A 25,786-nucleotide genomic window follows, 5' to 3' on the forward strand; every position below is an offset into this window, starting at 1 on the left:
ATTAGGGTAGAAGGCATACACAGTCGCGACCAACCTCTTTCGCGCTGTATAGAGCTTGATCAGCGCGCTCTATTAAGTTGGCTAAAGGCTCACCGCACCGATACTCCGCTACACCAATGCTCACGGTTACTTGGCCGGCACCGATTCCAAAATCGTAGCTTGCGATGGCATGTCGGAGACGGTCAGCGAGTTTATGGCATTGTTGCAGCGGTGTAAGCGGCAACACGACCATAAACTCTTCACCTCCAAGTCTTGCCACCATATCTTCGCAGCGCAGGAGTTGCTGAGTTTGCACGGCAAGTTGTTCAAGTACGCTATCGCCCTGCAAGTGTCCCCAACGATCATTGAGCTGTTTAAAATAATCTATATCTACCATCATGATAGATAAAGGCGTCCCATGCCGCGTGCTTAATGAGGCTAGGTGCGTTAAGTGCACCATGAGTTTGCGACGGTTAGGCAATCCCGTTAAAGGGTCGGTGTCGCAGAGTTTTCTTAGTCGCTGCTCTTCAGCGACTTGATCAGTAATATCCATCATGATGCCGCTCCAGCGAACACCATTGGATGCCGGGGAAGGGTTAGCACTTACCGCAATCCAGTGCGGTTTTCCTTTAGGGAAGGGGAGGCGGAAGCGAGTTGTGAGCGGTAGCATCCAGCGTGCAGATCGCTCAATAGACGACATGATTTTGGGGTGATCGTGACCGGTTAGGTGTTCAATAAGTTGGCCAGCGTCATGCGCTAATTGTTGTCGGTCGATGTGTGCCAGCGCCTCGCCCCCGCCTTCCAGATAGGGAAAGTGCATACGGCCGCAATGTGATCGATAGAATTGAAAAATAACCCCTGGTATCTGGGATATCAGACTATCAGTACTGTGCGGTACTGGGGCTGTATCATTCACGAGCATGCGTGAAGCTCCAAAGCATATGCCAAATAAAAGTTAATCGTAAAGGTTAGCCCTAAAAACGTAACTAATATGTAAGCCATTACTGACAATGCTTGCTTTTTTTAAAATCAATTGATCTATATATATTCTATAAAAGAATTTTAGTGTGACGTTAAGTGTCTTCCATAGAAACTTTGGCGCGACACGGGAAGGCCTATTGCATTTTAATAGATTGGATCATTTTTTATTGTCGGGGTGTTTCTTTGAGCGAAGTAAAGGCAGCCACTATAAAGACAGGCCATTCGGCTAGCGCTCAAAAAGTTGGCGGTGGTTTGGTAAGTTTGGTAGGTGCTGGCCCAGGGGATCCAGAGCTATTGACGTTGAAAGCGTATAAGCGGCTTCAGGTAGCAGAAGTGGTGCTCTACGACCGCCTCGTTAGCGATGAAGTGCTAGCCCTGATAGGGCCTAAGGCTGAGCGATTTTACGTTGGCAAGGCGAAGGCGTTGCACAGCGTCCCTCAAAATGAAATTAACCAAACATTGGTGGCTTGGGCCAGGCAAGGTAAGCAAGTTGTGCGTCTCAAGGGGGGAGATCCCTTCATTTTTGGCCGAGGTGGAGAAGAATTAGAAACGCTCATGGCTGAAAATGTGGCGGTAGAAGTCATCCCGGGTATTACCGCGGCATCCGGTTGTGCAGCTTATGCGGGCATTCCTCTGACACACCGAGATCATGCGCAGTCGGTTCGCTTAGTCACGGGCCACTTGCAACATGGAGAGAGCACGCTTGATTGGCAAGCGTTAGCTAGCCCTGGACAAACCTTGGTATTTTATATGGGGCTGAGTAACTTAGAGGCCATTTGCCAGGCTTTGATGGACCATGGTCTCGCACCCAGTACCCCTTTGGCGCTGATTGAACAGGGCACAACACAGCACCAATGTACGCATATTGGTTCTTTGCAACAGCTGCCTGAGGCATTTCACCAAGGTGAGATTACACCGCCTACATTATTGATTATTGGCAGTGTTGTGTCATTACATGCCACGCTTTCTTGGTTTGAGGTTGCCGCTGCCGATGCGATAGGCTTTAAGGAAAGTAAACACTAGGCTAACCAACAAACGGGTAACCGTATGGGCCGTTAGTCATATACGTTGATCGCTGGCTAGATGTTGCTAGATGTGTATGCTAGTAAAAGAATGTCAGGTGCTAAATGTCTATCAACGCTGCTGATATCGGTAGCCTAAAAAAGAAGAGAGGGACGCAGTATGCCAGAAGCAAACCACTCGGATAATCAAGCGCCAGCGAGTAAGCCAGGCATGAAAACGCTTTTTAAAGACAACCGTGTCAAAGGCATTGCTGGTATTGCCGCCATTGCTGTTATTTGGGCAATTATGGCGCAATCGAACTCGGGCACACGGCAAGAGCGTGTCGAAACGTTAGAAGGCCAGTTAGCCAGCATTGAGCAAGATAATAACCAGCTTAGCCAGCGGATTGCAGAAGTTGAGCAAGCTGAGACCGATTTAAGTGCAATGCGTGAGGAAATGGCAGCGCTGGAAGAGCAGCAGGCTCAGGCACAAAGCGATCTAGAGTCCGCTCAGCGTGATACAAGTGCGGTGCAATCGCGTCTTGAAGAGCTAGAAGCTGAGCGTGATGCACTTCAGCAAGAAGTCGATACGTTAAGTGAGCAAGTAGAAAGCGCTGAAGCCGACTTGCAAGCACTCAAAGAAGAACGTGATCAAGTGGTAAGCGCGCGTGACGAAGCTGAGTCTGCTCGCCAGGAAGCTGAAGAAGCTCGTCAAAGTGCCGAAGAGTCCCGCCAAGAAGCGGAGTCGGCACGTCAGCAAGCTGAACAAGAGCGTCAGGAGGCCGTTGACGCGCTTAGTGCCGCTCAAGAGGAACTGTCGGGTTTAGAAACCCAGATTAGTGAAGCTAGCGAACAACTGTCCGGTACTGAGGAAGAGGTGGCAGCCGTTCAAAGTGAATTAGATAATTTGCAAAGCGAGCGTGACTCGCTCACCAGTGAGCGGGATGAGTTGCAAAGCGAGGTTGATTCGTTAACTCAACTGCGTGAAGAAGAGCAACAGAGCCTCGACCAAGTGCGCAGCGAGATGGATGATCTTATGGTCGCGCTGGATATTGGTCGTGAAGAAGTAGCCAATGTTGAAAGTGATATTGAAGCCCGTGAAGAGCAGCTTGCACGCTTGGAAACCCAGCTTAGTGATTGGCGTGACGAGCTTTCATCTTTGGAGAGTCGTTTGCATGTAAGCGATGCGGCGAATGACGAAGTGCCTTCTCTTACTGATGAGCAGAGTGACAACGCTGATTCAAATGGTTCTGAGCAAGCTGAAGAAGCAAGTTCTGAAGAGCAGGATCAACAAAACAGTAACTGATCTATACACTTGATCGTGCGCTGATTGCTAGCGTAATAAAGCGGATGTAGGTACCCCCTGCATCCGCTTTTTGTATGTTGGTTTAGATTGTATGTTGGTTTAGAAATAGGCCGCCTAGGAGTATCATTCAAACCACGGATAGATTAGTCGCAATAGACAGGAGTGCCATTGATGGACGGTGTAAAACATATAGTAGCAGTGGCATCGGGGAAAGGTGGGGTCGGCAAATCGACCGTTACTGTGAACTTGGCACTAGCGCTTTCTGCCCAGGGGTATCGTGTTGGCGTACTGGATGCTGATATTTACGGCCCTAGCCAAGCGCAAATGCTGGGTGTTAAAGAAGGCGTACGGCCTCAGGCGACGGAGGACAATAAGTTTCTGCCGCTAGAAGCGCACGGCCTTCAAGCGATGTCGATGGCCTTTATGGTTAATACCCGTGAGGCGATGGTCTGGCGTGGCCCGATGGTCGTGGGTGCGTTTCAGCAAATGCTGACACAAACCCAATGGGATAATCTGGATTTCCTGCTGATTGATATGCCGCCAGGTACCGGCGATATCCAACTGACGCTGGCGCAAAAAGTGCCTGTTTCAGGCGCCGTGATTGTCACCACGCCTCAGGATATTGCGCTCCTTGATGCCCGCAAAGGCATTGAGATGTTCCGTAAGGTCAATGTGCCAGTGCTTGGCGTGGTAGAGAACATGAGTCTTTATCATTGTGAAAATTGCGGCCACGAAGCGGCTATTTTTGGTACCGGTGGCGGCGATCGCATCGCGGAAGAGTATGATACGACAGTTCTTGGGCGGTTGCCGTTAACGCTTTCTATTCGTGAGCTAGCTGACTCTGGTCGCCCCAGCGTGATTTCCGAACCCGATAGCTCAGTGAGTCGCACGTTTGCAGATATTGCCAAACAAGTGGCGCAATCGGTAAATGCCAGCCATAGCGGCGGCCCCACTATTTCTTTTAGCGAGTGATGACGTAACAAATGAGTATTAAATCTGATAAGTGGATTCGTCGCATGGCACAAAGCGATGCTATGATTGAACCGTTTGAAGCTGAGCAGGTGCGCTATGTGAATGATCAGCGCGTTATTTCTTATGGCACGTCGAGCTACGGTTACGATGTTCGCTGTGCCGATGAATTTAAAGTGTTTACCAACATACATTCGGCTATTGTCGATCCCAAAGCGTTTGATGACAAAAGCTTTGTCGATGTTAAGGGGGATGTGTGTATTATCCCGCCGAATTCCTTCGCATTAGCACGCACGGTTGAGTATTTTCGTATTCCGCGCAGTGTGCTGACGATTTGCCTTGGAAAATCCACTTACGCGCGCTGTGGCATTATTGTCAACGTAACGCCGCTTGAGCCAGAGTGGGAAGGGCATGTGACGCTTGAGTTTTCAAATACTACCAACCTGCCTGCCAAGATTTATGCCCATGAAGGGGTAGCTCAGATGCTATTCCTTGAGTCTGATGAGATGTGCGAAACATCTTATAAAGATCGCGGTGGTAAATATATGGGTCAACGAGGCGTTACGCTGCCTCGCACTTAATATCCGCAAGCTAAACGAAAAACGCCTTACGCGCTAATAGCGGTAAGGCGTTTCTTATGGTCAGAACAGTGACGTTTAGGTGTTTTCGTCAAACTCTTCGTCTAGCTCTTCTGCAGCATCTGTGTGGGAGAGCCGCATACCATGGGGGGGCAGGGGATGCCCATCCATGGTGGCGTTTTCAGCGCTATATTGCAGGCGGCCTTGCAGAAACCACTGCACGGCAATTGGGAAAATTAGGTGTTCACGAGCGTGCACCTTCTCCTTCAGCGTCTCAACGGTATCTTCATTTGTAACGTTCAGTTCTGCTTGCAGCACAACAGGCCCACCATCTAGCTCTTCAGTGACAAAGTGCACGCTGCAGCCATGCTGTTTGACACCATCTGCCAGCGCTCGAGCATGGGTATTTAACCCTTGATAGGCGGGCAGCAGTGAGGGGTGGATATTGAGCATTTTGCCTAAAAAACGCTGCACAAAGCGGGGCGTCAGAATGCGCATAAAGCCTGCTAAAACAATCAAGTCAGGCTCATGACGTTCGATGACTTTGATTAGCGCTCCGTCGTAAGCATCGCGGCTGTCATATTCGCGATGAGGTAGCGCAACGGCTTCAATACCCGCTTCTAAGGCGCGCTTCAAGCCATAGGCATCCGGCTCATTGGAAATAACAGCGACGATTTCCCCGCCGAGTCGATCATGGCTTTGTGCATCAATCAGCGCCTGTAAATTACTGCCACTGCCAGAAATTAGCACCACAATACGTCGCGCCGCTGCTGGTTCTGGCGCCATGTCGTTTATGGTGTCGTTGAACGTGCCACTATTGAAGTCGGTACTGCTCATGCGCGAAGGTTCTCCAAAACGACGGCTTCCTCCTGGCGCTGAATAATCTGACCAATTCGATATACGGTCTCGCCTTGAGCTTGCAGATGCGCCATAGCGTCTTCAGCTTGGGCCTGGGGAACTACAACCACCATGCCGATGCCGCAGTTCAGTACGCGGTGCATTTCCGTTTCACTGACATTGCCTTGGGCTTGTAACCAGTTAAATACTTCTGGGCGTTGCCAGGTAGAAAGATCAACGTGGGCTGCGAGGGTATCGGGTAGAACACGGGGAATGTTTTCCAGTAAACCACCACCCGTAATATGGGAGAGCGCGTGAACGGGAATATCTGTGTCGCGCATCATCGACAGTAACGACTTCACATAAATACGCGTCGGCGCCATTAACGCGTCGCCAAGCGGCTGCCCATCCACAGTATCATTGAGTGAAGCGTTGCTAACTTCCAGAATTTTGCGAATCAGTGAATAGCCATTGGAGTGCGGGCCAGAAGAGGCCAATCCCAGCAGTACATCGCCTTCGGCTACCTTGCTGCCGTCTAAAATATCGGCCTTCTCAACAACGCCAACGCAGAAGCCTGCCAAATCGTAGTCATTGCCCTCGTACATACCGGGCATTTCCGCAGTTTCGCCGCCTACTAGTGCGCAACCAGCCAGTTCGCAACCAGCGCCAATGCCGGTCACGACATCTGCAGCGATATCCACATCCAGCTTACCCGTGGCATAGTAGTCAAGGAATAGCAGTGGTTCAGCACCGGCAACGATCAAATCGTTGACACACATAGCGACCAAGTCAATGCCAATGGTGTCATGCTTACCAAGGTCCATGGCAAGACGCAGTTTAGTGCCGACACCATCCGTGCCGGAGACCAGGACTGGCTGTTTATAACCAGCGGGAAGCTCACACAGTGCGCCAAACCCGCCAAGGCCACCCAGGACTTCAGGGCGTGTCGTGCGTTTGGCAACGTGTTTGATGCGATCAACTAGCGCGTTGCCGGCATCAATATCGACACCTGCGTCTTTATAGCTGAGTGAGGGAGTGGCCTGAGAAGTGGAGGTATCGGTCATGACAGATCCTGTGAAGCCTATAGCAATACGGGTAGTGCTGGCGAAATGGCCAGTGCTGGGGCGATAACGGAACGGATTGTAACACCCAGAGACGTAAGTCGCATCGATGTGCGGCGTTAACCGATGTTCAATACGCTACTTTTGTTACTATTCAGTACGCTAAGGGCGCTAACCATCTTTCCAGGAGGGATATAAAGAGCATGCGACATTCATGGTGGGGCGTTGTTTTTTTGGTGGTATTGGTGGGCTGCCTCTACTTATTAGATGCGGTACTGATGCCATTTATTGCGGGTTTAATTTTGGCCTATTTGGCTGACCCGCTTGCTAATTATTTCCAGCGGTTAGGCATGAAGCGGCCCTGGGCAGTTAGTAGCGTCTTTTTTGTCCTGTTACTGATCCTTATTTTAAGCCTGCTTATTTTGATCCCGCTAGTTGTTCAGCAGACAAAACAGCTGGGAGAGGCGTTGCCGAGTGTCTTCAACTGGATTGAGAACATATTAGCGCCGCAAGTTCAGGAGTGGACGGGTTACGATTTGGGCGCTGAGCTAACGAACGTTAGAGAAACTTTGATCGAAAACTGGCGTGATGCGGGTAGCTATGCAGCTCAGGCGTTAAGTCAAATAGGCCGTTCTGGGATGGCTTTCGTTTCCTGGGTTACCTACGTCGCCCTGATTCCTGTCGTAACGTTCTATTTACTACTTGATTGGAGCAGGCTGATTTCTAGTCTTGCTGATTTAGTTCCTCGTCAATGGACAAGCGATGTTTCCCGTTTGGCTCAGCGCTGTGATGAAGTTCTATCAGCGTTTCTACGTGGGCAGTTACTGGTCATGCTGTGTTTAGGCATTATATATGCGGCGGGCCTAACGTTGATGGGGCTGAACTTCGGCCTGCTGATTGGTGTTGTGTCTGGGCTTGTCAGTATTGTGCCGTTCCTTGGTTTTATTGTGGGGTTAGTGGTGGCGCTTATCGTGGCGCTTTTCCAATTTGATACATGGTGGGCTGTGCTGGGCGTGATCGCGGTATTCGGTATCGGTCAGGCGGCAGAAAGTGTCATACTTCAGCCTAAGCTGTTAGGCGATAAGATAGGTTTGCATCCTGTTGCGGTTATCTTTGCGGTACTGGCGGGCGGTCATCTTTTCGGTCTGACGGGCGTACTCTTAGCATTGCCTGCCGCAGCGGTCATTATGGTGCTTTTAAGGGAAATTAAAGACCGCTATAAAGGCAGTGCTCTCTATGATGCCGAGCAACGTCCGCAAGAACAGCAACATTACAATGATGGACTGGGTCGTCACGACGAAAGGGAGTCACCATGAGCCGATTACCGGCACAGCTACCGCTTGGGGTAGGGTTGCGAGACGACGCGACATTTAATAATTACTATGCCTCACAAGCAAACGCTTCATTAATGGAGTACCTGAGCCGGCAGCTTAAGTCAGATGCTGAGCCGTTCTTATATTTATGGGGCGCGCCGGGCAGTGGCCGTAGCCATCTTTTACAGGCGGCGTGTCATGCCGCCTCGGATGCAGATAAGCGGGCACTTTATCTTCCATTGGCAGACCTTGGTCATTTTCCACCGCTGATGCTGGAGGATATCGAACGTTTGGATCTCGTCGCCATTGATGATCTTGAATATGTGATAGGGCGTAAGCGTTGGGAAGAGGCTCTGTTTCATGCCTTTAATCGGCTGCGTGATGCGGGAAAAGCCTTAGTGATTGCCGCCAATACGTCCCCACGTCAATTAGACGTTGCATTGCCGGACTTGGCGTCACGGCTAACCTGGGGAGTTACGTTTCATCTGCATCCGTTGGATGATAACGAACGCCTAGCAGCGTTAAAGCTTCGCGCCAACGTACGTGGAATGCAGTTGCCTGATGACGTAGGGCGCTACATTATGCATCGCGGGCCGAGGGAGTTGGGGGATTTGTGCCATGCGCTGGAAACGCTTGATCAAGCATCGTTATCCGCTAAACGGAAGCTGACTATTCCTTTCGTTAAGTCTGCCCTTAATTGGTAAAGCGCAATTGATAAAACGCCCCTGCCAGTGATCTGGCAGGGGCGTTTTAATGACAGCAAGTCAATAACTAACAGGATTAAGCAGTTTTGCTCATTTTGCTAGCAGCAGCTTGCGCTTGCTTAACATTATCTTCTGTCAGTTTTTGGCCTTTCTGCAAAAAGTCTTGCTGAAGAGCAACGACTTTATCTGCATCGCCTTTTACACGTTCAGCTAGTTCTTTAGCCACTTTTTGCTGGCCTTCCATGTAGCTACGCAGGCCGTTGGCGTCTTTCACGCTCATCAGCTGACGCATTTGGGCGATGCCGGTATCTACGTAAGATTTGTTGGCATCAAACTGTGCGTTAAGCATTTTTTCAGAGTAATCGATGCTTAGCGTCATGTATGCACGCACAGGTGCCATGAACATGTTGTCGAACTGCTGAGTCATTTCGTTGGTGTTAAATGTTTGCATGGTAAACACTCCTGTTCCATTGCCCACTAATCGGCCCATTGATTGACGGTGCCGTTAGTGTTGGTTGATCAGCAACGGTTTTGTTAAGCATCCACCGCAGCTGATATCTAGTTATCTTGCGTTGCAGCATAACAGGGGTTTTTGTGCAGTGCAACATTGTGGTGAAGTGAATTTAAGGATCGTGTGAGTGTGGCTGTGTGAGTCGATGATACGCGTGGATTTACCTAACGCGCCGGTAGGGCTAGGCTAAGCGTATAGATAACCGTTATCACTAAAATAATCGTTGGGAAACGTGACGCTAGTGATGTGAGTGGCGTTAGCTAAGCCGTTTTTAAAAAGGAGTGCCAGGATGGACACACGTATTGAACGGGATAGCATGGGTGAGCTCGATGTGCCTGCAAATGCGCTTTATGGCGCTCAAACCCAACGGGCTATCAACAACTTCCCTGTCTCGCATACCCCCATGCCCACGGCATTTATTCACGCTGTCGCGCGGATAAAGCTCGCTGCTGCGCGGAGTAACTGTCAGTTGGGTTTGTTAGATAAACCCCGCGCGGAGGCGATTGAGAATGCGGCTCGGGCGGTGATTAGTGGCCAGCATGATGGGCATTTTCCTATCGATGTTTTCCAGACAGGCTCTGGTACGTCGACCAATATGAACGTCAATGAAGTGCTAGCGACGCTTGCCAGTCGTAAAGGGGTCGAAGTAACGCCAAATGATCACGTTAATATGGGGCAGTCGAGTAACGACGTTATCCCAACGGCCATTCACCTATCGGCAGCGATAGCCGTTAATGAAACGCTTCGTCCCGCATTGGTGACGCTGCAGGCCACGATTGATCGTAGGGCGAGTGAGCTGGCCCATGTTGTTAAAACAGGTCGTACTCATCTGATGGATGCCATGCCGCTGCGTATGGATCAAGAACTAGGAGCGTGGTCGAGCCAAGTGGGGCAGGCCATCGAGCGTTTTGATAGCGCCATGACAAGGCTGTGTCGATTAGCGCAAGGCGGCACGGCGGTGGGCACCGGTATTAACGCGCCTGAGGGGTTTGCCGAGCTAATGGCTAGCGATTTAAGTCAGCAAACGGGCCTACCTTTTGTGCCTAATGATAGCTTTTTTGCCAGTTTGGCATCCCAGGATGCTGCCGTAGAGTTGTCGGGGCAGTTGAAAGGGTTGGCCTGTGTGGTTATGAAGATCGCTAACGATTTACGCTGGATGAATTCGGGGCCGTTGGCGGGGCTGGGCGAGATTGAACTTGAGGCACTACAGCCTGGTAGTTCCATTATGCCGGGTAAGGTAAATCCTGTGATTCCTGAGTCGGCCGCCCAAGCGGCAGCGCAAGTCATCGGTTTGGATGCCGCGGTAACAGTGGCGGGTCAGAGTGGAAACTTCCAGCTCAACGTGATGTTGCCGCTAGTGGCTTCGAATCTTCTCACATCGATTAGATTGATGAGTAACACAGCCACCTTGTTGGGTGAGCGTGCTATCGCCACATTCAAAGTGCGTGACGATAATTTACAGGGGCCGCTCGCACGGAATCCTATTTTAGTCACGGCTCTTAATAGCGTGATTGGCTATAACGCCGCCGCCGCGGTGGCTAAAAAAGCCTATCAAGCTGGGCGCCCAATCATCGACGTTGCGGAGGAAGAGACCGACCTAGATCGCTCAACGCTCGAACGTTTGCTAGACCCTACAGTACTAACGCAAGGAGGCATACCTGAGTAGCCTCTATTGAGATATTAAGAGGGTAGGCGGTTAGGTTTCTTGCGTTTCCGTTTTGCCCTTTTGAATGGTTTTGTTCGCCTCTTGACGCTCTTCTGCACTGGCGTCGGGCGTTTCGTGTTCATTTTGACGCGAAGGCCGATAGCAAAAAGTGGCTAATATAGGGAAGTGGTCAGATCCGAACGCCCCAAGTCGCTGCATGTTGACGAGGGTGAAATGCTCGCTTACAAACGCGTGGTCGAGAGGCCAGCGCAATAGGGGGTAATTAGCGTGAAAGGTGCTGTACAAGCCGCGACCACGGCGTGGGTCCAGCATACCCCCTATGCGACAAAAACGGCGTGTTGTACGTGACCAGGCAACATCATTCAGGTCGCCGGCAACGATAGTGGCCTTTGGGTGTCGATGTATCTCTTTGCCAATCCACAACAGCTCTGCGTCACGCCATAAAGATTTTTCGCTTTCATTGGGTGCTGGTGGTCTTGGGTGAACGGCAAATAAGCGAATATGCTGGCCGCTTTTAAGCTCTACCTGGGTGTGAATCGAAGGTATGTCATCCTGGATAAGCCACTTAATCTCAGTATCTTTCAGTGCTAGGCGAGAATAGAGGTGCATGCCATAAAGGTTATCTAGGGGGATCTTAACGCTATAAGGCCACAGCGCATCTAATGCTGGGTCAAGTCGTTCTTGCCACCATTGGTTGGATTCTAACGTGAGAATCATGTCGGGCTGGTGGCGCGTTATCATCGCCAGTAATTCTTCTGACTGACGGTTTGGTGTCAGTACATTGGCGATTAGCAGCGTAATCATCTGGTCTTTAGGGGCATTATGGGCGGCTTTTACCTGCACAGGCCAGAGCTTTGTCCATGGCAAAATGTAGCGCAGTTGAAGCGCTAGCGTGGCGAGTGAGACCAGTGTCGCGGTAACTCGCCACGGCCCTGGGTCTAGTAACCACAGGCTAGCTAAGCCACACGCTAAAGCCATTACGGCAATTTGCAGTCGGGGAAATTCAAAACTGCGCACCCACCACCAGCGCATAGGCACGCGGGCAATCAGTGTGGCGAGTAACAATGAGATGGCGATGCATCCTAGCAAAGGCCCAAGCAAGGTTTGCCTCCTGGTTTAACCGTGAATAGTGGTTAATCTACGTTTAGCTTAGCGGTAACCGTAGATAAGTGTCGATAAGACATTAAAATTGAGGGGAGTTAATTCATTTACGTCATTTCAAAATGCTAAAAACTACTTGCAATTCAGCTATGAAGCCGTAGAATACGCATCCGTTGCACAGCAGGACCATAGCTCAGTTGGTTAGAGCGCCACGTTGACATCGTGGAGGTCGGCGGTTCAAATCCGCCTGGTCCTACCATATTACGTGCAGTTGATTAGTTATATTTAGGACCATAGCTCAGTTGGTTAGAGCGCCACGTTGACATCGTGGAGGTCGGCGGTTCAAATCCGCCTGGTCCTACCAGATACTTAAAAGCCCCATGCTTCTTAGCATGGGGCTTTTTTTATGGCTAATCGATAAAGCTAGTCGATAAAAAAGCTAGTCGATAAAGAGAGGGAGGTCAGTCTGGCGAATAAACGTAGCCACCAGTGCCTCAATACCCGCCTGATCTTCTTGACTAAAGCGTGCGTGCTGAGGGCTGTCTAGGTCGAGTACTCCCCAGAGATAGCCGTCGATCACGATGGGAGCAACGAGCTCTGAGCGAGAGTCAGCATCGCAGGCGATGTGATCAGCAATAGAGTGAACGTCATCAACCCGTTGGGTAGCTTGTTGGCGGGCAGCAGCCCCGCAAACGCCTTTGCTGAAGGGGATTGGATGGCAGGCGGGTTTGCCCTGAAATGGGCCAAGGCTGAGCTGGTTGGGCTGGCGCTGCAAATAGAACCCCACCCAGTTGATGTCGCTCAGGGCATGTTGAATAAAGGCACAGGTTTGTGCGCTGTTGGTTAGCCAATCACGTGTGTCTAGCAGAGCTTCAAGCTGCCGATTAAGCAACGCATAATCAACACTATGCATACGAATTCCTTATAGGATTAAACACATCAGGCCAGCCCTAAGGCTGGCCTGATTATATCGATAGAGAAAACCGTACTGTTTATTCGATCCAGCCGGGTACAGCTGCGCCCTTAAACAATTCTTCTGCTTTTTCGATGACCTCGTCGCGCTGATAAGCGTCAACAAGTTGACGGATTTCTTCGCGATCTTCGTCTCCGCCCCGTACCGCAATCAAGTTGACGTAGGGAGATTCAGGACCTTCCTTGATTATCGCGTCACTCAGGCTCAAGCCAGCCGGTTGGGCGAACGTATTGTTAATGAACGCCATGTCGACGTCTGGTAGTACACGGGGTAGTTGTGCAGCTTCAATTTCGCGGAAACGGAAGTTGCGGGGATTTTCAGCGATGTCGATGGGGGTAGCTTCCAGGTTGCTCGGATCATTAAGTGTGATCAGGCCCTGGTTGTGCATCAGAATGAGTGCGCGCCCTTCATTAGATGGGTCGTTGGGCAGCGCGATTTGAGCGCCGTCGGGCAGTTCTTCAATGCTGTCGTATTTCTCAGAGTATGCGCCGATCGGGTAAACAAAAGTGTAGCCCGCAATGGCAAGATCATATCCACGGTCATTGACCATAGCCTGCAGGTACGGTTCGTGCTGATAAGCGTTCGCGTCTAAGCTGCCATCGGCGAGGGCAGCATTCGGCGTGACGTAGTCGGTGAACTCAATGATCTCGACGTTTAAGTCATACTCTTCTTTGGCAATTCGCGCTGCCACTTCCATGACTTCGGTTTCCGGACCTGCCACAGTGCCCATTTTGATGGTGCGTGTTTCTGCGTTGGCAACGTTAACTGCAAGGGCTAAGGCAGTCAGGCTGCCGATAAGTAGTTTTTGCATGGTGTCACTCCTGTGGCACAGTAAATGTTGGATGTGATTATGCGGCAATAAGAAATAAAATTCTAATGCGTTTTAGTTATATTCGACTATGCCGATAAAAGGTGCAGACTATCGTCACTTGCGATCACTTTTGCGCACCAAATAGTCGCCCAGGCTTTGGAAACCTTGAACCATCACCACCAGTATAACGACGGTAATTAACATAATGGTGGGGTTGAAGCGGTTATAGCCATAGCGAATGCCTAAATCGCCCAGGCCACCGCCACCTACGGCGCCCGCCATGGCAGAGTAACTGACCAGTGTCACTAACGTAATCGTCAGCCCCGTGATAATGCCGCCCCTTGCCTCAGGGATCAGTACCTTGGTAATGATCTGCCAAGGCGTTGCGCCCATTGATTGAGCAGACTCAATAAGCCCCGGGGATATCTCGTTAAGCGCACCTTCGATTAGCCGAGCTACAAATGGAATAGCAGCAATAGTTAACGGCACTGAGGCGGCATTAATACCAATAGAGGTGCCGACCAGCATGCGGGTGAACGGGATAATCGCCACCATCAAAATGATGAACGGAATTGAGCGGCCAACATTGGTAACAATGCCTAGTACTTGATTGAGTGCTGGCATCGCTAATATCTGACGAGGGCGAGTCACGTAGAGCATGACGCCAAGTGGCAGGCCGAGCAGGGTGGCGATCACGCCTGAAATAGCCACCATGTAGAGCGTATCCAGCGTGGCTTGTAAAATAAGATCAAACATTGCGCTGGACATGACCAAGTACCTCTACCTGTAGTTGATGTGCTTCTAAATAAGCCATTGCTTCCTGAGTTTGAGCGGGGCTGCCGAGCAGCTCTGCAATCATCAGCCCTAGGGTGCGGTCTTGAATGGACTCGACCTTTGCCTGGAGGATGCTGACATCAACGCTGCACTCCCGCGCTAAGCGTGAAATAAGGGGCGTCGAAACAGCATCACCGGAAAACGTTAGCCGAACGACGGGATGAGTATGTTCGCTCGGTGTATCGCTTAAACGCTCGATCAGTTCTTTAGGTGGGCTTAGCTGCAAAAAGTCGTTCAGGAACTCCCTACCCAGCTGTGTGATAGGCGCAGTGAAGAAATCACCGACCTCGGCGTCTTCTACTAGCTCACCATCGGAGATGAGGCTTACTCGATGGCAAATAGACTTCACAACTTCCATTTCGTGAGTGATCAACAAAATGGTGATGCCGAGCTGCTGATTAATTTCTCTCAACAGCTCAAGAATCGAACTGGTGGTCTGGGGGTCTAGTGCGGAAGTGGCTTCATCGCACAGTAAGACGTTGGGTTTGCTGGCCAGGGCGCGGGCGATGGCGACACGCTGCTTTTGACCACCAGAAAGCTGGGCTGGGTATTGTTTGGCTTTATCAGACAAGCCCACCAGCTCCAGCAGCGGCAATACGCGATCCTTTATAGCACTGCGGCTTTCGCCCATTAACTCAAGGGGAAGTGCCACATTATCAAATACAGTACGCGTTGTTAGCAGATTGAAATGCTGGAAAATCATTCCAATGCGGTGTCGGGCACGGTTTAATTCGCCGCGACTAAGGCGGGTCATTTCCTGGCCATCGACTGATACGCTGCCAGTGCTTGGGCGTTCAAGTAGGTTGACACAGCGAATAAGGGTCGACTTGCCTGCGCCCGAAAGACCAATAACGCCGTGAATGGTGCCTTTGGGAATCGTTAAATTGACATCTTTTAGGGCATGAACGGCACTATTGCCAGTGCCATAGGTTTTACTAACGTTGCTAATTTCAATCATAGCGTCTGCCTTAACGGTAGGCCGAAGACGGAGTGCGAGGGAGCAAGCGTAGGGCGGGAAATAAAAAAGGCCACCCTTGCGGGTGGCCATCAACGCTGGACACACCCTTTTAGCTGCACTTCACCAAGCCATTGGCTTGGTGGACGCCCGCAATCTGGGTACAAATCGGCGTCATTACATTTGCGGCGAAAGTCTAAAGAGTGGTGGGTGTCTTGTCAATTAGCGCCGTTCTATTTCATGTTTTAATGCGATAATTCAGGTTTATTTTCTGAGTCAATGATTTTTGTTAGTGATTGATTCTGATGAGTGCTAATGCGGCGCTTGTTATCAGAAAAAAAGCCGTTTCAACGTTTGTAGCAAGGCTTCTGGCTGCACACGGGTTGGGTATTAGTAGTAAGCTTGCACAGAATTTTAGGACCTGTTTTGACTTTAATGCGTTGAGAAAGAGGGCGTAGCAATATGTTTACTGGCATTGTGCAAGGCGTGGCTGAGGTCGTCGCTGTTAAAGAGCTGGAAGAGTTTCGCACCCACGTAGTCGCATTGCCGGAGGCGTTGCGTGAAGGGCTCACTATTGGTGCGTCGGTAGCCCATAATGGTGTTTGCCTGACGGTAACCGCGATAGAAGGTGAGAATGTCAGTTTTGATCTGATGCGTGAAACGTTGCGTTTGACAAATCTTGGTGCAATTGCACCAGGTCAGTGCGTCAACATAGAGCGCGCGGCGCGTTTTGGTGATGAAATTGGTGGGCACTCCATGTCAGGCCACATTATTTGTATGGCCAATGTGGTGGCAATCGAAGAGGCACCCAACAATCGTCGGCTTTGGTTTTCACTGCCTGAGAGAGTCGCTAAGTTTGTATTCGAGAAAGGGTACATTGGTGTTGATGGTATCAGCTTGACGGTAGGTGACGTACGTCCCGCCAGCGATAGTGCGGGGGTGGAGTTTAGCGTCAATCTGATACCAGAGACGCTGGCGCGTACAGTTTTAAAAGACCGGTTGCTAGGCGACAGGGTCAATATCGAGATTGATCCGCAAACCCAGGTGATTGTTGAAACAGTTGAAAGGGTGTTAGCGAGTCGTCTTTAGTCGTGTTTTTTGTCTTACCGTTGACCGATCGGTTAGCTCATGGCCTGAAGTTTGCTATTCATAATAGATAGGTGGGGGAGCTCCCATCAACGCTAGCGGCACACGGGGCACTCGCAACGCGTAGAGCCTTTAGGTAGTATGTGCGGCTTTTCTCGCATCAAGGGACGCATTCAGCGTAAGCGCGAAGGATAAAAACGACATGAAACTTCTGGACAACTACTTCAAGCTCACCGAGCAGAAGACCAACGTAAAGACCGAGGTGATCGCTGGATTCACCACGTTTCTTACGATGGCTTATATCATTTTCGTCAACCCGAGCATTCTCTCGGAAGCGGGGATGGATTACGGCGCGGTGTTTGTGGCTACCTGTATCGCCGCTGCCATTGGCTGTTTTGTCATGGGGCTTTGGGCAAACTATCCGATCGCGCAAGCACCAGGTATGGGGCTGAATGCCTTTTTTACCTACGGGGTGGTGCTGGGAATGGGCTATACCTGGGAGGCGGCATTGGGGGCTGTCTTCTTCTCCGGCCTGACGTTCTTCCTGCTAAGTATTTTTAAAATCCGCGAGTGGATCATTAATTCTATTCCACTCTCATTGCGTTTGGGGATTGCCGCGGGTATTGGCTTATTCCTTGCGATGATCGCACTCAAAAATGCCGGTATTGTGGTCGCTAATCCAGCCACCTATGTGGCACTGGGTGATCTATCCCAGCCACCCGCACTTTACGCCTTACTGGGCTTTTTCGTTATTACGGCGCTTTCTTATCTGCGTGTGACCGGTGCGGTAATGATCGGTATTTTGGGTATCACGATCCTTGCGATGCTGTTCGGCCATAACCAGTATGGCGGTATTATGTCGATGCCGCCTTCGATTGCACCTACCTTTATGGCAATGGATCTAATGGGCGCACTGGATGTGGCCATGCTAAGCGTCATTTTTGCCTTCTTGTTTGTGGATCTGTTTGATACGTCAGGCACGTTGGTAGGGGTGGCCCACCGCGGCAAACTGCTGGATGAAAATGGCAAGCTGCCGCGCATTGGTCGCGCTATGATGGCCGACAGTACCGCGTCTATGGCGGGTGCTGCATTGGGTACTTCGACAACGACTAGCTATATTGAATCAACTGCGGGTATCGCTTCCGGTGGTCGTACGGGGTTAACGGCGGTTGTGGTTGGTGTGCTGTTTTTAATTAGCCTTTTCTTTGCGCCGTTAGCAGGTTCTATTCCGGCCTATGCGACAGCAGGGGCGCTGCTTTACGTGGCCGTTTTGATGGCGGGTAGCTTAGCCCACGCAAACTGGGAAGACCCAACCGACGCTGCGCCGGTACTGATCGCTGCCCTGGCTATGCCGCTGACGTTCTCAATTGCTGAGGGAATTGCGCTTGGCTTTATTAGCTATGTTGCGATTAAAGCGCTTTCGGGACGGTTCAGCGATTTGAACCCCGCCGTCATAACGCTGGCGCTACTGTTTGCAGCAAAATTTCTTTTCCTGGGTTAATTACCCGCTTTATCTTTAATCAATGAGAGACGCGATGAGCATCTACGGCGACTACATTAAGTCCGTTATTCGCACGGTTCCTGACTGGCCAGAGCAGGGCGTAAATTTTCGTGATATCACACCGCTACTGCAAAATAGTGCTGCCTTTCGTAAGCTGATTGATAGCTTTGTGCATCGCTACCAGGAAATGAACTTAGATGCCATCGCGGCGATTGATGCCCGAGGCTTCATCATTGGTGCGCCCTTGGCCTATGAGTTGGGCTGCAGCTTTGTGCCCGTTCGCAAGAAGGGCAAACTGCCTTTCAAGACGATCAGTGAGACTTACACGCTTGAGTACGGCCACTCTGAAGTTGAGCTTCATGCCGATGCTTTTCAGAAAAATGACCGTATCCTGCTGATGGATGATTTGATTGCCACTGGCGGTACTATGCTTGCAGCAGCGAATCTAATTCAACGCTCTGGTGGGCACGTGGTGGAAACCGCAACTATTATTGAACTGCCTGAGCTGGGCGGTTCCCAGAAAATTCGCGACGCTGGCTATAGCGTATTCGCGGTATGTTCATTCACCGAAGACGAGTAACGCCTCTTATGAGCAGCGAACGCTATCATCAGCACTTCACCATTTCCTGGGATCAACTGCACCGCGATGTGCGTCAACTTTGTCATCAGTTAATTGAACGAGATTTCAAAGGTATCGTCGCGATTACCCGTGGTGGATTAATACCTGCGGCGCTTATCGCCCGTGAACTCAATATTCGCTTGATCGATACCGTTTGTATCAAAAGCTATGATCATATGGATCAAGGCGGTTTAGACATTATGAAGGGCGTTGACCATGATGGTGATGGTTGGCTGTTGGTTGATGATCTGGTAGACACCGGTAAAACTGCCCGTGCTGTTCGTGAAATGCTGCCTAAGGCGCATTTCGTGACAATGTATGCCAAACCAGAAGGGCGCCCTCTGGTTGACCAATACCTTACCGAAGTGGCTCAGCAGTGTTGGATCCAGTTCCCTTGGGATATGGGCATTGCTTATGTTGAGCCGCTGGCGGATCAACTGAAGAAGTAATATGGCTAACCCGCTACCCGACGATTGGAATCAATGGCTTGGGCAAGAATTTCAGGCTGACTATATGTCAGCCCTGAAAACATTTTTGGCCCAAGAAAAATCAGCCAAAAAAGTTATCTACCCGCACTCATCGCATTGGTTTCGCGCTTTTGAGCTGACACCTTTAGCCGCTGTGAAAGTGGTTATTTTAGGGCAAGACCCTTATCACGGCCCAAATCAAGCTCATGGGTTGTGCTTTTCGGTGCAGCCGGGTATCCAAGTGCCCCCCTCTTTGGTCAATATTTATAAAGAATTAGCTGCTGATGTGGGGTTTACGCCCGTGCGACACGGCTTTTTGGAGTCTTGGGCAAACCAGGGTGTGCTGCTGCTGAACACCGCATTAACGGTTGAGCAGGGTAATGCCGCTTCTCATCGTGGCAAGGGGTGGGAACACTTCACCGACTGCGCGATTGAAACCGTCAGTCGGTACGCTGAACCGTGCGTTTTCTTGTTGTGGGGTAGTCATGCGCGCCAGAAGAAAGTCCTGATTGATCAGTCGCGCCACTTGGTGTTGGAATCCCCGCATCCTTCGCCACTCTCGGCGCATCGAGGCTTTTTTGGCAATCATCACTTTTCCCGTGCCAATCAGTTTTTAGCAGAGCATGGGCGTTCACCGATTGAGTGGCAATTGCCGGAAACCCCTTAACCTACTGGTCAGTTGCGGGTAGAATGGCGCGCAATTTTGTAAGCTTGTCGATGCGACTTAGGTCGCCATCCTGAATCCCATGCAGCGAGGAAGTCCCATGAGTGTCTACGCCATTAATCATCCGCTTGTTCAACATAAGCTGGGACTGCTTCGCGAAGCTGATTTAAGCACCAAGAGCTTCCGAGAGCTGGCTGGTGAAGTGGCTAAGCTGCTGACCTATGAAGCAACAAAGGGGCTAGAGCTCGAAGATCATGAGATTCAAGGCTGGAACAACGAGCCTATTGCGACGCGTCGCTTGAAGGGAAAAAAAGTAACGGTTGTGCCAATTCTGCGAGCTGGTTTAGGTATGCTGGAGGGCGTAACTGATCTAATTCCTAGCGCACGCGTCAGCGTAGTGGGTCTTTATCGTGATGAAGAGACTCTTCAGCCAGTGCCTTATTTCGCCAAGTTCGCCAATGATATTGAAGAGCGCATGGCACTTGTCATCGACCCGATGCTTGCGACCGGTGGCTCAATGGTGGCGACGTTAGATATGTTGCGTGAGCGTGGTTGTGAGCATATGAAAGTCATCGTGCTGGTAGCTGCCCCTGAGGGTATTAAGCGTGTTCAGGATGCGTACCCAGATGTTGAGATTTACACCGCATCCGTTGATGACCGGCTAGATGAGCATGGCTACATCGTGCCTGGTTTGGGAGATGCAGGCGATAAGATCTTCGGAACGCGCTAAGCACTCCGACTAACAATGCCCCTTACGCTTCGCGTTGGGGGCATTTTTTTGGCTAACCACCGACAACGAAAACATTGGAAACGTTTAGATGAGACATTCAGCAAGTCATGAGTCTTGGCCCAAAATGCTGCTGACAGGTGCGCAAATGCTATTCGTAGCCTTTGGTGCACTGGTATTGGTTCCACTGCTGACTGGTCTAGATCCCAGTGTCGCACTATTTACCGCGGGTATTGGTACGCTGGTGTTTCACGGAATTACCAAGCAGACGGTGCCGGTATTCTTGGCGTCATCATTTGCGTTCATTGCTCCCATTCAAGGCTCGATAGCAAGCTTTGGCGTGTCAGCCACGCTGGGTGGCTTAATGGCAGCAGGGGTGGTGTACGTTGCCATTTCTCAAGTAGTACGTGTTAAAGGCACTGCTTGGCTGCACAGGCTGTTACCGCCTGTTGTTGTCGGGCCAGTCATTATGGTGATTGGTTTAGCATTGGCGCCAGTCGCTGTCAGTATGGCAACAGGAGAGACAAGCGATAACATTGGCTATGGTCAAGCGATCTTTCTTTCCATGGCCAGTTTGCTGGTAACGCTGATATTAGCTGTCTTCGGGCGTGGAATTCTTCGCTTGGTGCCGATAATGGGTGGTATTGCAGTAGGGTATGGCTTAGCGCTTGTTATGGGCGTTGTCGATTTCACTGTGGTGCGTGATGCTGCTTGGCTATCATTGCCAAACTTTACCGCGCCGAGTTTTCACTGGGCGGCTATTTTGTTCATGATTCCTGTCGCGATTGCTCCTGCGGTGGAACATATCGGCGATATGGTGGCGATAGGCTCAGTGACACGCAAAAACTATTTAGAGAAGCCAGGTCTTCACCGCACCTTGTTAGGCGATGGGCTGGCGACAATGGCGGCTGCGCTGTTTGGCGGTCCTCCCAACACAACCTACTCAGAAGTAACGGGGGCAGTGACGCTGACTAAGGCATTCAACCCCATGTACATGATCATCGCCGCAGTGATTGCGATTGTACTGGCCTTTGTAGGCAAGCTGGGCGCGTTACTGCAAACTATTCCAGGCCCTGTAATGGGCGGTATTATGACGCTGCTGTTTGGTTCGATCGCAGTGGTTGGTATGAATACCCTGGTGCGTGCAGGCCAGTCATTAACTGCGGCGCGTAATCTCGTGGTGGTTTCGTTAATTTTAGTATTTGGGATAGGTGGAATGCAGTTTGGAGGTGGTCAGTTCACCCTCCAGGGCGTGAGTTTAGCTGCGTTAGTTGGCATTGCGCTAAACTGGCTGTTACCCGCTGAGAAAGAGGGCGAATAGCCACTCAATCATACCCACCGGTTGGTCATTGGGAGTTGTTAATGGAAGAGGCAATTGATAGTCCATTTCCTGTACTCGGCATTGCCGCGTGGAGTGGTACTGGTAAGACGACTCTGTTAGCGCAGCTTTTGCCTCGCCTGCGCGAAAAGGGGCTTAGGGTGGGGGTGATAAAGCATGCTCACCATAGCTTTGATGTCGATCAGCCAGGAAAAGATAGCTATAAACTTCGTCAGGCTGGCGCTGCGCCTATGTTGATTGCATCCCGAGAGCGTTTTGCCATGATGCAAGAGACACCTGGCCAAGCAGAACCGGACCTTGGCTACCTCTTGTCACTGATGATTACCCAGGCGCCAGATTTGGTCATTGTCGAAGGCTTTAAGGCGTGGCCAATTCCTAAGCTAGTCCTGTACCGTGCAGGAATTGGCGATGTTTCCATTGTCAGTGGTGACTGGGTACAGGCGGTAGCGTCAAGTGGTTCGCTGCCTCCATCAATTCGCCCAACAGCTAAGCGGCTGGACCTGAATAATATTGAAGCGATCACTGAGTGGGTAATCGAGTGGATGAATGCTCAACCCAATGCTGTGGCTAACTAAATTAGCAGCTCCCAAATCAGTATTTTTATAACACCGTGGCTTGATTAAATAGGTAACGATATGCAGCTAACTCACCTCAATAAACACGGCGAAGCCAACATGGTCGATGTCGGAGATAAGCGAGAGACTCGCCGCGAGGCGGTAGCGTCTGGGCGTATCGTTATGCAGCCTAAAACGTTGCAGCTGTTGAGTGATGGCGAGTTGCCCAAAGGCGATGTGCTGGCGACCGCGCGCATTGCGGGTATTCAGGCAGCAAAGCGCACGCATGAGTTGATCCCGTTGTGCCATTCATTAGCGCTTTCAAAAGTCTCTGTAGATTTCGATATTGATCACGCTAACGGCTGTGTTGAAGTCTCCGCGCTTTGCCGCCTTAACGGACAGACCGGGGTGGAAATGGAAGCCCTGACAGCCGTGTCAGTAGCTTGTCTGACGCTTTACGATATGTGTAAAGCGGTGGATAAAGAGATGCGCATTGACGCCATTCAATTGGAAAGTAAGCGGGGCGGTGTTCGTGGCGATTATCAACGAGGTGTGCCAGAACCAATTGTGACTGGCGGTGGCGTTGCGGGAGAGGTTCGCTTAGGCGAGCGATGTGCATCCCCTTGCGTTCGGGTTAAGTTTCTTGCTGAGCTGCGTGAGCGGGTGGAAGAGAGTGACCTTGCCATTGGGCTTGATCAACTGCCGAGTCGAGATGTGGCGGGGTTGAAAGCGGCGTTAAGCGCTATGGATGCACGCTTTAATGTGTTGTCAGAGCAGCGCACGTTGTGTGCTATCAATCAAGTGATGGCCAACGATAGTGCGCGCCTTACCGATGAGGATGAAGTGGCCTTCTTTCCTCCAGTGACGGGTGGGTAATCAGATGGCTGATATTACAGAGACTGAATTGGATATTGCTGTCAGGGTTCAAGAAGAAGCGTTTAAAATGGATGATGGCTATGAAAGTGCGCTGCGCAAGCGCACCGATATCGGCGCTATTGTCACCTTCACGGGATTTGTGCGTGACTTTAATGAATCCCCTGATGTTATTGGGCTGACTCTTGAGCACTACCCAGGGATGACCGAGCGCACATTAACGCAGATTGGTGAGCAGGCCTATCGGCGTTGGGATTTACAGGCCGTGCGGATTATTCACCGCATTGGTGATTTGACGCCGGGAGACCCTATTGTGCGGGTGCTGGTGGCCAGTGCTCATCGCCGCGATGCTTTCCAAGCCTGCGACTTTATTATGGATTTTTTAAAAACCCAGGCGCCGTTTTGGAAGAAAGAGCACTCCCGTCAGGGGGCTTACTGGGTAAAAGAGCGGCATACTGATCAGCAAGCTGCAGAACGCTGGTAGACGATATTGCCAATAGCATTAATATCGCCAATGGCTTTAACTATCGCTAATGGCTTCTGAAGAGGGCATTTCGGTTGCCATTATTTGTAAATGTACGTCTGGCATGTGCTGTAGGTGATTGGCTAGCCAATGAATGAGCCTCGGTTGCAGTGCTTGACGCAAATCGGCCAATGTCTCTGCTGCTATTTCTAATAACTGATCATCTAGCCATTCGCTGAAACTATCTTCATCGAGTGGGCTGGTACCGCTGGCATCCAGCATCAAACGACCAATGCGGCACCAGCCAGTGTCGGTAGCCGTAACGGGAAGCGCTAAGAACAAACTGCCGCGCCGCGATGAATGAGAGCCGGTATCGAGCCCTGGATGAGGCACGACGCTGTTCTGATTAACGATGCAGGGCGGCTGGGGATAGCGTGCTTCGCAGCGTAAGCCTAGATTGTCGAACATCAACATGTCGCCATTTACCGGTGCGAGCGGGGCGTTAATACCGAGACTGGTGGCAATCTCTTGATGGGCAGCCTGATGGCGCGCCTCCCCATGCACCGGCAGCAATGTTTTCGGCCGAATCCATTGATACAGTTTTCTCAGCTCATCTTCGGCAGGATGCCCAGTAGCGTGTAATTCTGGGTGGTTCATCTCATCGAAAATTGACACCCCAAGCTGCACTAGGCGTTTTTTCAGTTGTTCAATAGGGCGCTCGTTGCCTGGTATGGCTTTGGCAGAAAAAATGATGCTATCGCCTGGCTCAATATCCACAAACGGGTGCCTCCGCTGCGCTAAGCGTTGTAGTGCTGCACGTGGTTCGCCTTGGCTGCCCGTAGCAATAATCACCACCTCTTCTGGCGGCAGGTAGCCTAAGTCATGGGGCGGTACTAGCGGCGGAAAGTCGTCTAGATACCCTAGGCCCTTCGCGACACTCACCATGCGTTCCATTGAACGGCCCATCAGACTGACGCGTCGGCCGCACTGTTGGGCAGCAATCCCAATCGCTAATACGCGGGCGAGGTTGCTGGCAAAACAAGATACCACCACGCGGCCTTTGCACTGCTTCAAGGTGTGAGCGAGTGCTTTTGCAACATCGCCTTCACTGCCTGAATGGCCGGGCATCGGGGCGTTAGTGGAGTCGCCTACGACGAGGTCGATAGGCGCGAGCGCACGAAATTGAGCAGCGTTAATGGGCGAACCAATTAACGGGTTAGGGTCTAGTTTCCAGTCCCCGGTGTGTAGCACGCGATAGTCGCCTGCCTGCATTAGGATTGAGCAGCTTTCAGGAATCGAATGGGTAACTTGAAGGTAACGCAGCGTGAAGGGGCCGAGCTCCATTGCATCACCCGGTTCCACAACGTTTATAGCGGCGCTACTAAGCTGATGTTCTGCAAACTTATGGCGCAGCAATCCCGCCGCTAACGGCGTTGCAAAAATAGGGCAATTCCACTTAGGCCAGAGCCACGCCACGGCGCCAATATGATCTTCATGGCCATGGGTAATGTAGAGTGCCTTTGGGGTAATGTTGAGTGCTGCTAATGTATCTGTATTGGGCACCTGCAGTGGAGAATTAGGTAGATCTTGGCGAATCATCATGCCGCAGTCGACGGCGATCCACTCATCATCGTATCCATACAGCGTAAGGTTCATTCCAATTTCACCACACCCACCTAGCGGCAGTAGGCGCAGGGGAGGGCGACGGCGGGGACGAAGTTGAACGCGTGGTGGGTGCATCAGTAATGAAAAGCCTAAAAAGTAAGGCCTTAACTATACGGGAAGGCAGGGGCGGGTAACAATCATCGTGGCATTTGGCTGCGGTGCTTCCTTGATAAGCATAAGGTACACTATTTCGCCTATATACCGCTTACCTACCGCTGGTAGGTGCTTGTCGAACGTGCCGTTAAAAT

Annotated in this window: 27 protein-coding genes and 2 tRNA genes; 19 read left to right on the forward strand and 10 right to left on the reverse strand. The window is 51.0% G+C overall.

Annotated features, from left to right (window positions below; translation table 11 throughout):
* Position 1: 1 nt before the first annotated feature.
* On the reverse strand, positions 2-901 hold the full coding sequence (locus tag J4377_RS07890) for a GGDEF domain-containing protein (RefSeq protein ID WP_038483735.1): 900 nt from the start codon (positions 899-901) through the stop codon (positions 2-4).
* A 311-nt stretch (positions 902-1,212) separates the two neighbouring features.
* On the opposite strand from J4377_RS07890, the gene cobA reads away from it, so the two are divergent.
* From cobA to dcd, 4 genes are all read left to right on the forward strand, one after another.
* Complete coding sequence (gene cobA / locus J4377_RS07895) at positions 1,213-1,983, forward strand: uroporphyrinogen-III C-methyltransferase (RefSeq protein ID WP_038486736.1); 771 nt, start codon at positions 1,213-1,215, stop codon at positions 1,981-1,983.
* A 159-nt stretch (positions 1,984-2,142) separates the two neighbouring features.
* Entirely contained in the window at positions 2,143-3,267 is a 1,125-nt protein-coding gene (locus J4377_RS07900; RefSeq protein WP_253487847.1) for a kinesin, read from the forward strand.
* Positions 3,268-3,438: 171 nt separating this feature from the next.
* Positions 3,439-4,239: an iron-sulfur cluster carrier protein ApbC gene (gene apbC, locus J4377_RS07905; RefSeq protein WP_051626459.1), complete on the forward strand. Its 801-nt coding sequence runs from the start codon at positions 3,439-3,441 to the stop codon at positions 4,237-4,239.
* 11 nt (positions 4,240-4,250) lie between these two features.
* Positions 4,251-4,817 carry a dCTP deaminase gene (gene dcd, locus J4377_RS07910; RefSeq protein ID WP_038483741.1) on the forward strand — a complete coding sequence of 189 codons (567 nt, stop codon included), beginning with the start codon at positions 4,251-4,253 and terminating at the stop codon, positions 4,815-4,817.
* A gap of 75 nt (positions 4,818-4,892) precedes the next feature.
* Here dcd and purN read toward each other — a convergent pair whose 3' ends face one another.
* Both purN and purM read right to left on the reverse strand, forming a co-directional pair.
* Positions 4,893-5,651, reverse strand: coding sequence for a phosphoribosylglycinamide formyltransferase (purN, locus tag J4377_RS07915; RefSeq protein ID WP_038483743.1), 759 nt, complete (start codon positions 5,649-5,651; stop codon positions 4,893-4,895).
* A complete protein-coding gene (gene purM, locus J4377_RS07920; protein ID WP_038483745.1) occupies positions 5,648-6,715 on the reverse strand; it encodes a phosphoribosylformylglycinamidine cyclo-ligase in 1,068 nt (355 codons plus the stop codon). The genes purN and purM overlap by 4 nt, the downstream gene beginning before the upstream one ends.
* A gap of 200 nt (positions 6,716-6,915) precedes the next feature.
* Between purM and J4377_RS07925 the strand changes: the two genes are divergently transcribed.
* Positions 6,916-8,028 (forward strand): AI-2E family transporter, encoded by a 1,113-nt coding sequence (locus J4377_RS07925; RefSeq protein ID WP_038483747.1) that lies wholly within the window; start codon positions 6,916-6,918, stop codon positions 8,026-8,028.
* A complete protein-coding gene (gene hda / locus J4377_RS07930; protein WP_038483749.1) occupies positions 8,025-8,729 on the forward strand; it encodes a DnaA regulatory inactivator Hda in 705 nt (234 codons plus the stop codon). The genes J4377_RS07925 and hda overlap by 4 nt, the downstream gene beginning before the upstream one ends.
* A 76-nt stretch (positions 8,730-8,805) precedes the next feature.
* Here hda and J4377_RS07935 read toward each other — a convergent pair whose 3' ends face one another.
* Positions 8,806-9,180, reverse strand: a complete 375-nt coding sequence (locus J4377_RS07935; RefSeq protein ID WP_038483751.1) for a phasin family protein — start codon at positions 9,178-9,180, stop codon at positions 8,806-8,808.
* A 349-nt stretch (positions 9,181-9,529) separates the two neighbouring features.
* On the opposite strand from J4377_RS07935, the gene J4377_RS07940 reads away from it, so the two are divergent.
* Positions 9,530-10,906 (forward strand): lyase family protein, encoded by a 1,377-nt coding sequence (locus J4377_RS07940; protein ID WP_253487849.1) that lies wholly within the window; start codon positions 9,530-9,532, stop codon positions 10,904-10,906.
* A gap of 30 nt (positions 10,907-10,936) precedes the next feature.
* Here the strand turns inward: J4377_RS07940 and J4377_RS07945 are convergent, their stop codons facing one another.
* Positions 10,937-12,007 (reverse strand): endonuclease/exonuclease/phosphatase family protein, encoded by a 1,071-nt coding sequence (locus tag J4377_RS07945; protein ID WP_095604130.1) that lies wholly within the window; start codon positions 12,005-12,007, stop codon positions 10,937-10,939.
* 182 nt (positions 12,008-12,189) lie between these two features.
* Here J4377_RS07945 and J4377_RS07950 point away from each other — a divergent pair.
* Both J4377_RS07950 and J4377_RS07955 read left to right on the forward strand, forming a co-directional pair.
* Positions 12,190-12,266, forward strand: a tRNA-Val gene (locus J4377_RS07950).
* A gap of 28 nt (positions 12,267-12,294) precedes the next feature.
* Positions 12,295-12,371: transfer RNA gene (locus J4377_RS07955), tRNA-Val, on the forward strand.
* A 75-nt stretch (positions 12,372-12,446) separates the two neighbouring features.
* On the opposite strand, the gene J4377_RS07960 is transcribed toward J4377_RS07955, so the two are convergent.
* The 4 genes from J4377_RS07960 to J4377_RS07975 form a co-directional block, all read right to left on the reverse strand.
* Positions 12,447-12,920 carry a GAF domain-containing protein gene (locus tag J4377_RS07960; RefSeq protein WP_038483757.1) on the reverse strand — a complete coding sequence of 158 codons (474 nt, stop codon included), beginning with the start codon at positions 12,918-12,920 and terminating at the stop codon, positions 12,447-12,449.
* 79 nt (positions 12,921-12,999) lie between these two features.
* Positions 13,000-13,791 carry a MetQ/NlpA family ABC transporter substrate-binding protein gene (locus tag J4377_RS07965; RefSeq protein ID WP_038483758.1) on the reverse strand — a complete coding sequence of 264 codons (792 nt, stop codon included), beginning with the start codon at positions 13,789-13,791 and terminating at the stop codon, positions 13,000-13,002.
* Positions 13,792-13,905: 114 nt separating this feature from the next.
* Positions 13,906-14,559, reverse strand: coding sequence for a methionine ABC transporter permease (locus tag J4377_RS07970; protein ID WP_089038188.1), 654 nt, complete (start codon positions 14,557-14,559; stop codon positions 13,906-13,908).
* Positions 14,540-15,583 carry a methionine ABC transporter ATP-binding protein gene (locus tag J4377_RS07975; protein ID WP_038483762.1) on the reverse strand — a complete coding sequence of 348 codons (1,044 nt, stop codon included), beginning with the start codon at positions 15,581-15,583 and terminating at the stop codon, positions 14,540-14,542. The genes J4377_RS07970 and J4377_RS07975 overlap by 20 nt, the downstream gene beginning before the upstream one ends.
* A 459-nt stretch (positions 15,584-16,042) precedes the next feature.
* Between J4377_RS07975 and J4377_RS07980 the strand changes: the two genes are divergently transcribed.
* The 10 genes from J4377_RS07980 (at position 16,043) to moaE (ending at position 23,894) form a co-directional block, all read left to right on the forward strand.
* Positions 16,043-16,669, forward strand: coding sequence for a riboflavin synthase subunit alpha (locus J4377_RS07980; protein ID WP_120387033.1), 627 nt, complete (start codon positions 16,043-16,045; stop codon positions 16,667-16,669).
* Between the two features lie 199 nt (positions 16,670-16,868).
* A complete protein-coding gene (locus J4377_RS07985; protein WP_038483766.1) occupies positions 16,869-18,167 on the forward strand; it encodes an NCS2 family permease in 1,299 nt (432 codons plus the stop codon).
* Between the two features lie 34 nt (positions 18,168-18,201).
* The gene (locus J4377_RS07990) at positions 18,202-18,747 is read left to right on the forward strand and encodes an adenine phosphoribosyltransferase (protein ID WP_038483768.1); all 546 of its coding nucleotides are present in this window, start codon (positions 18,202-18,204) and stop codon (positions 18,745-18,747) included.
* Between the two features lie 8 nt (positions 18,748-18,755).
* Positions 18,756-19,235 carry a xanthine phosphoribosyltransferase gene (gpt, locus tag J4377_RS07995; protein ID WP_009723428.1) on the forward strand — a complete coding sequence of 160 codons (480 nt, stop codon included), beginning with the start codon at positions 18,756-18,758 and terminating at the stop codon, positions 19,233-19,235.
* A gap of 1 nt (position 19,236) precedes the next feature.
* Positions 19,237-19,920, forward strand: a complete 684-nt coding sequence (gene ung, locus J4377_RS08000) for a uracil-DNA glycosylase (protein WP_120387031.1) — start codon at positions 19,237-19,239, stop codon at positions 19,918-19,920.
* A 97-nt stretch (positions 19,921-20,017) separates the two neighbouring features.
* Positions 20,018-20,647: a uracil phosphoribosyltransferase gene (upp, locus tag J4377_RS08005; protein WP_038483772.1), complete on the forward strand. Its 630-nt coding sequence runs from the start codon at positions 20,018-20,020 to the stop codon at positions 20,645-20,647.
* Positions 20,648-20,735: 88 nt separating this feature from the next.
* Positions 20,736-21,965, forward strand: coding sequence for a uracil-xanthine permease family protein (locus tag J4377_RS08010; RefSeq protein WP_120387030.1), 1,230 nt, complete (start codon positions 20,736-20,738; stop codon positions 21,963-21,965).
* Between the two features lie 41 nt (positions 21,966-22,006).
* Positions 22,007-22,558, forward strand: coding sequence for a molybdopterin-guanine dinucleotide biosynthesis protein B (gene mobB, locus J4377_RS08015; protein WP_231658649.1), 552 nt, complete (start codon positions 22,007-22,009; stop codon positions 22,556-22,558).
* A 60-nt stretch (positions 22,559-22,618) separates the two neighbouring features.
* Complete coding sequence (gene moaC / locus J4377_RS08020) at positions 22,619-23,413, forward strand: cyclic pyranopterin monophosphate synthase MoaC (protein WP_198349833.1); 795 nt, start codon at positions 22,619-22,621, stop codon at positions 23,411-23,413.
* Positions 23,414-23,417: 4 nt separating this feature from the next.
* Positions 23,418-23,894, forward strand: a complete 477-nt coding sequence (moaE, locus tag J4377_RS08025) for a molybdopterin synthase catalytic subunit MoaE (protein WP_120387028.1) — start codon at positions 23,418-23,420, stop codon at positions 23,892-23,894.
* A 36-nt stretch (positions 23,895-23,930) separates the two neighbouring features.
* On the opposite strand, the gene J4377_RS08030 is transcribed toward moaE, so the two are convergent.
* A complete protein-coding gene (locus J4377_RS08030; protein WP_253488127.1) occupies positions 23,931-25,529 on the reverse strand; it encodes a ribonuclease J in 1,599 nt (532 codons plus the stop codon).
* Between the last annotated feature and the right edge of the window lie 257 nt (positions 25,530-25,786).

Source organism: Halomonas sp. XH26, assembly GCF_024138895.1.
In the GTDB taxonomy this organism is placed as follows: Bacteria; Pseudomonadota; Gammaproteobacteria; order Pseudomonadales; family Halomonadaceae; genus Vreelandella; species Vreelandella alkaliphila.

What these genes read in the sequence shown, in the direction of transcription:
- J4377_RS07990 (WP_038483768.1), top strand. Translation starts at nt 18,202, where the DNA reads ATGAGCATCTACGGCGACTACATTAAGTCCGTTATTCGCACGGTTCCT.
- J4377_RS07900 (WP_253487847.1), top strand. Translation starts at nt 2,143, where the DNA reads ATGCCAGAAGCAAACCACTCGGATAATCAAGCGCCAGCGAGTAAGCCA.
- J4377_RS07965 (WP_038483758.1), bottom strand. Translation starts at nt 13,791, where the DNA reads ATGCAAAAACTACTTATCGGCAGCCTGACTGCCTTAGCCCTTGCAGTT.
- mobB (WP_231658649.1), top strand. Translation starts at nt 22,007, where the DNA reads ATGGAAGAGGCAATTGATAGTCCATTTCCTGTACTCGGCATTGCCGCG.
- J4377_RS07940 (WP_253487849.1), top strand. Translation starts at nt 9,530, where the DNA reads ATGGACACACGTATTGAACGGGATAGCATGGGTGAGCTCGATGTGCCT.
- J4377_RS08010 (WP_120387030.1), top strand. Translation starts at nt 20,736, where the DNA reads ATGAGACATTCAGCAAGTCATGAGTCTTGGCCCAAAATGCTGCTGACA.
- moaE (WP_120387028.1), top strand. Translation starts at nt 23,418, where the DNA reads ATGGCTGATATTACAGAGACTGAATTGGATATTGCTGTCAGGGTTCAA.
- moaC (WP_198349833.1), top strand. Translation starts at nt 22,619, where the DNA reads ATGCAGCTAACTCACCTCAATAAACACGGCGAAGCCAACATGGTCGAT.
- purM (WP_038483745.1), bottom strand. Translation starts at nt 6,715, where the DNA reads ATGACCGATACCTCCACTTCTCAGGCCACTCCCTCACTCAGCTATAAA.
- J4377_RS08030 (WP_253488127.1), bottom strand. Translation starts at nt 25,529, where the DNA reads ATGAACCTTACGCTGTATGGATACGATGATGAGTGGATCGCCGTCGAC.
- hda (WP_038483749.1), top strand. Translation starts at nt 8,025, where the DNA reads ATGAGCCGATTACCGGCACAGCTACCGCTTGGGGTAGGGTTGCGAGAC.
- J4377_RS07925 (WP_038483747.1), top strand. Translation starts at nt 6,916, where the DNA reads ATGCGACATTCATGGTGGGGCGTTGTTTTTTTGGTGGTATTGGTGGGC.
- J4377_RS07985 (WP_038483766.1), top strand. Translation starts at nt 16,869, where the DNA reads ATGAAACTTCTGGACAACTACTTCAAGCTCACCGAGCAGAAGACCAAC.
- upp (WP_038483772.1), top strand. Translation starts at nt 20,018, where the DNA reads ATGAGTGTCTACGCCATTAATCATCCGCTTGTTCAACATAAGCTGGGA.
- J4377_RS07975 (WP_038483762.1), bottom strand. Translation starts at nt 15,583, where the DNA reads ATGATTGAAATTAGCAACGTTAGTAAAACCTATGGCACTGGCAATAGT.
- dcd (WP_038483741.1), top strand. Translation starts at nt 4,251, where the DNA reads ATGAGTATTAAATCTGATAAGTGGATTCGTCGCATGGCACAAAGCGAT.
- J4377_RS07980 (WP_120387033.1), top strand. Translation starts at nt 16,043, where the DNA reads ATGTTTACTGGCATTGTGCAAGGCGTGGCTGAGGTCGTCGCTGTTAAA.
- gpt (WP_009723428.1), top strand. Translation starts at nt 18,756, where the DNA reads ATGAGCAGCGAACGCTATCATCAGCACTTCACCATTTCCTGGGATCAA.
- J4377_RS07970 (WP_089038188.1), bottom strand. Translation starts at nt 14,559, where the DNA reads ATGTCCAGCGCAATGTTTGATCTTATTTTACAAGCCACGCTGGATACG.
- J4377_RS07960 (WP_038483757.1), bottom strand. Translation starts at nt 12,920, where the DNA reads ATGCATAGTGTTGATTATGCGTTGCTTAATCGGCAGCTTGAAGCTCTG.
- ung (WP_120387031.1), top strand. Translation starts at nt 19,237, where the DNA reads ATGGCTAACCCGCTACCCGACGATTGGAATCAATGGCTTGGGCAAGAA.
- J4377_RS07935 (WP_038483751.1), bottom strand. Translation starts at nt 9,180, where the DNA reads ATGCAAACATTTAACACCAACGAAATGACTCAGCAGTTCGACAACATG.
- apbC (WP_051626459.1), top strand. Translation starts at nt 3,439, where the DNA reads ATGGACGGTGTAAAACATATAGTAGCAGTGGCATCGGGGAAAGGTGGG.
- J4377_RS07890 (WP_038483735.1), bottom strand. Translation starts at nt 901, where the DNA reads ATGCTCGTGAATGATACAGCCCCAGTACCGCACAGTACTGATAGTCTG.
- purN (WP_038483743.1), bottom strand. Translation starts at nt 5,651, where the DNA reads ATGAGCAGTACCGACTTCAATAGTGGCACGTTCAACGACACCATAAAC.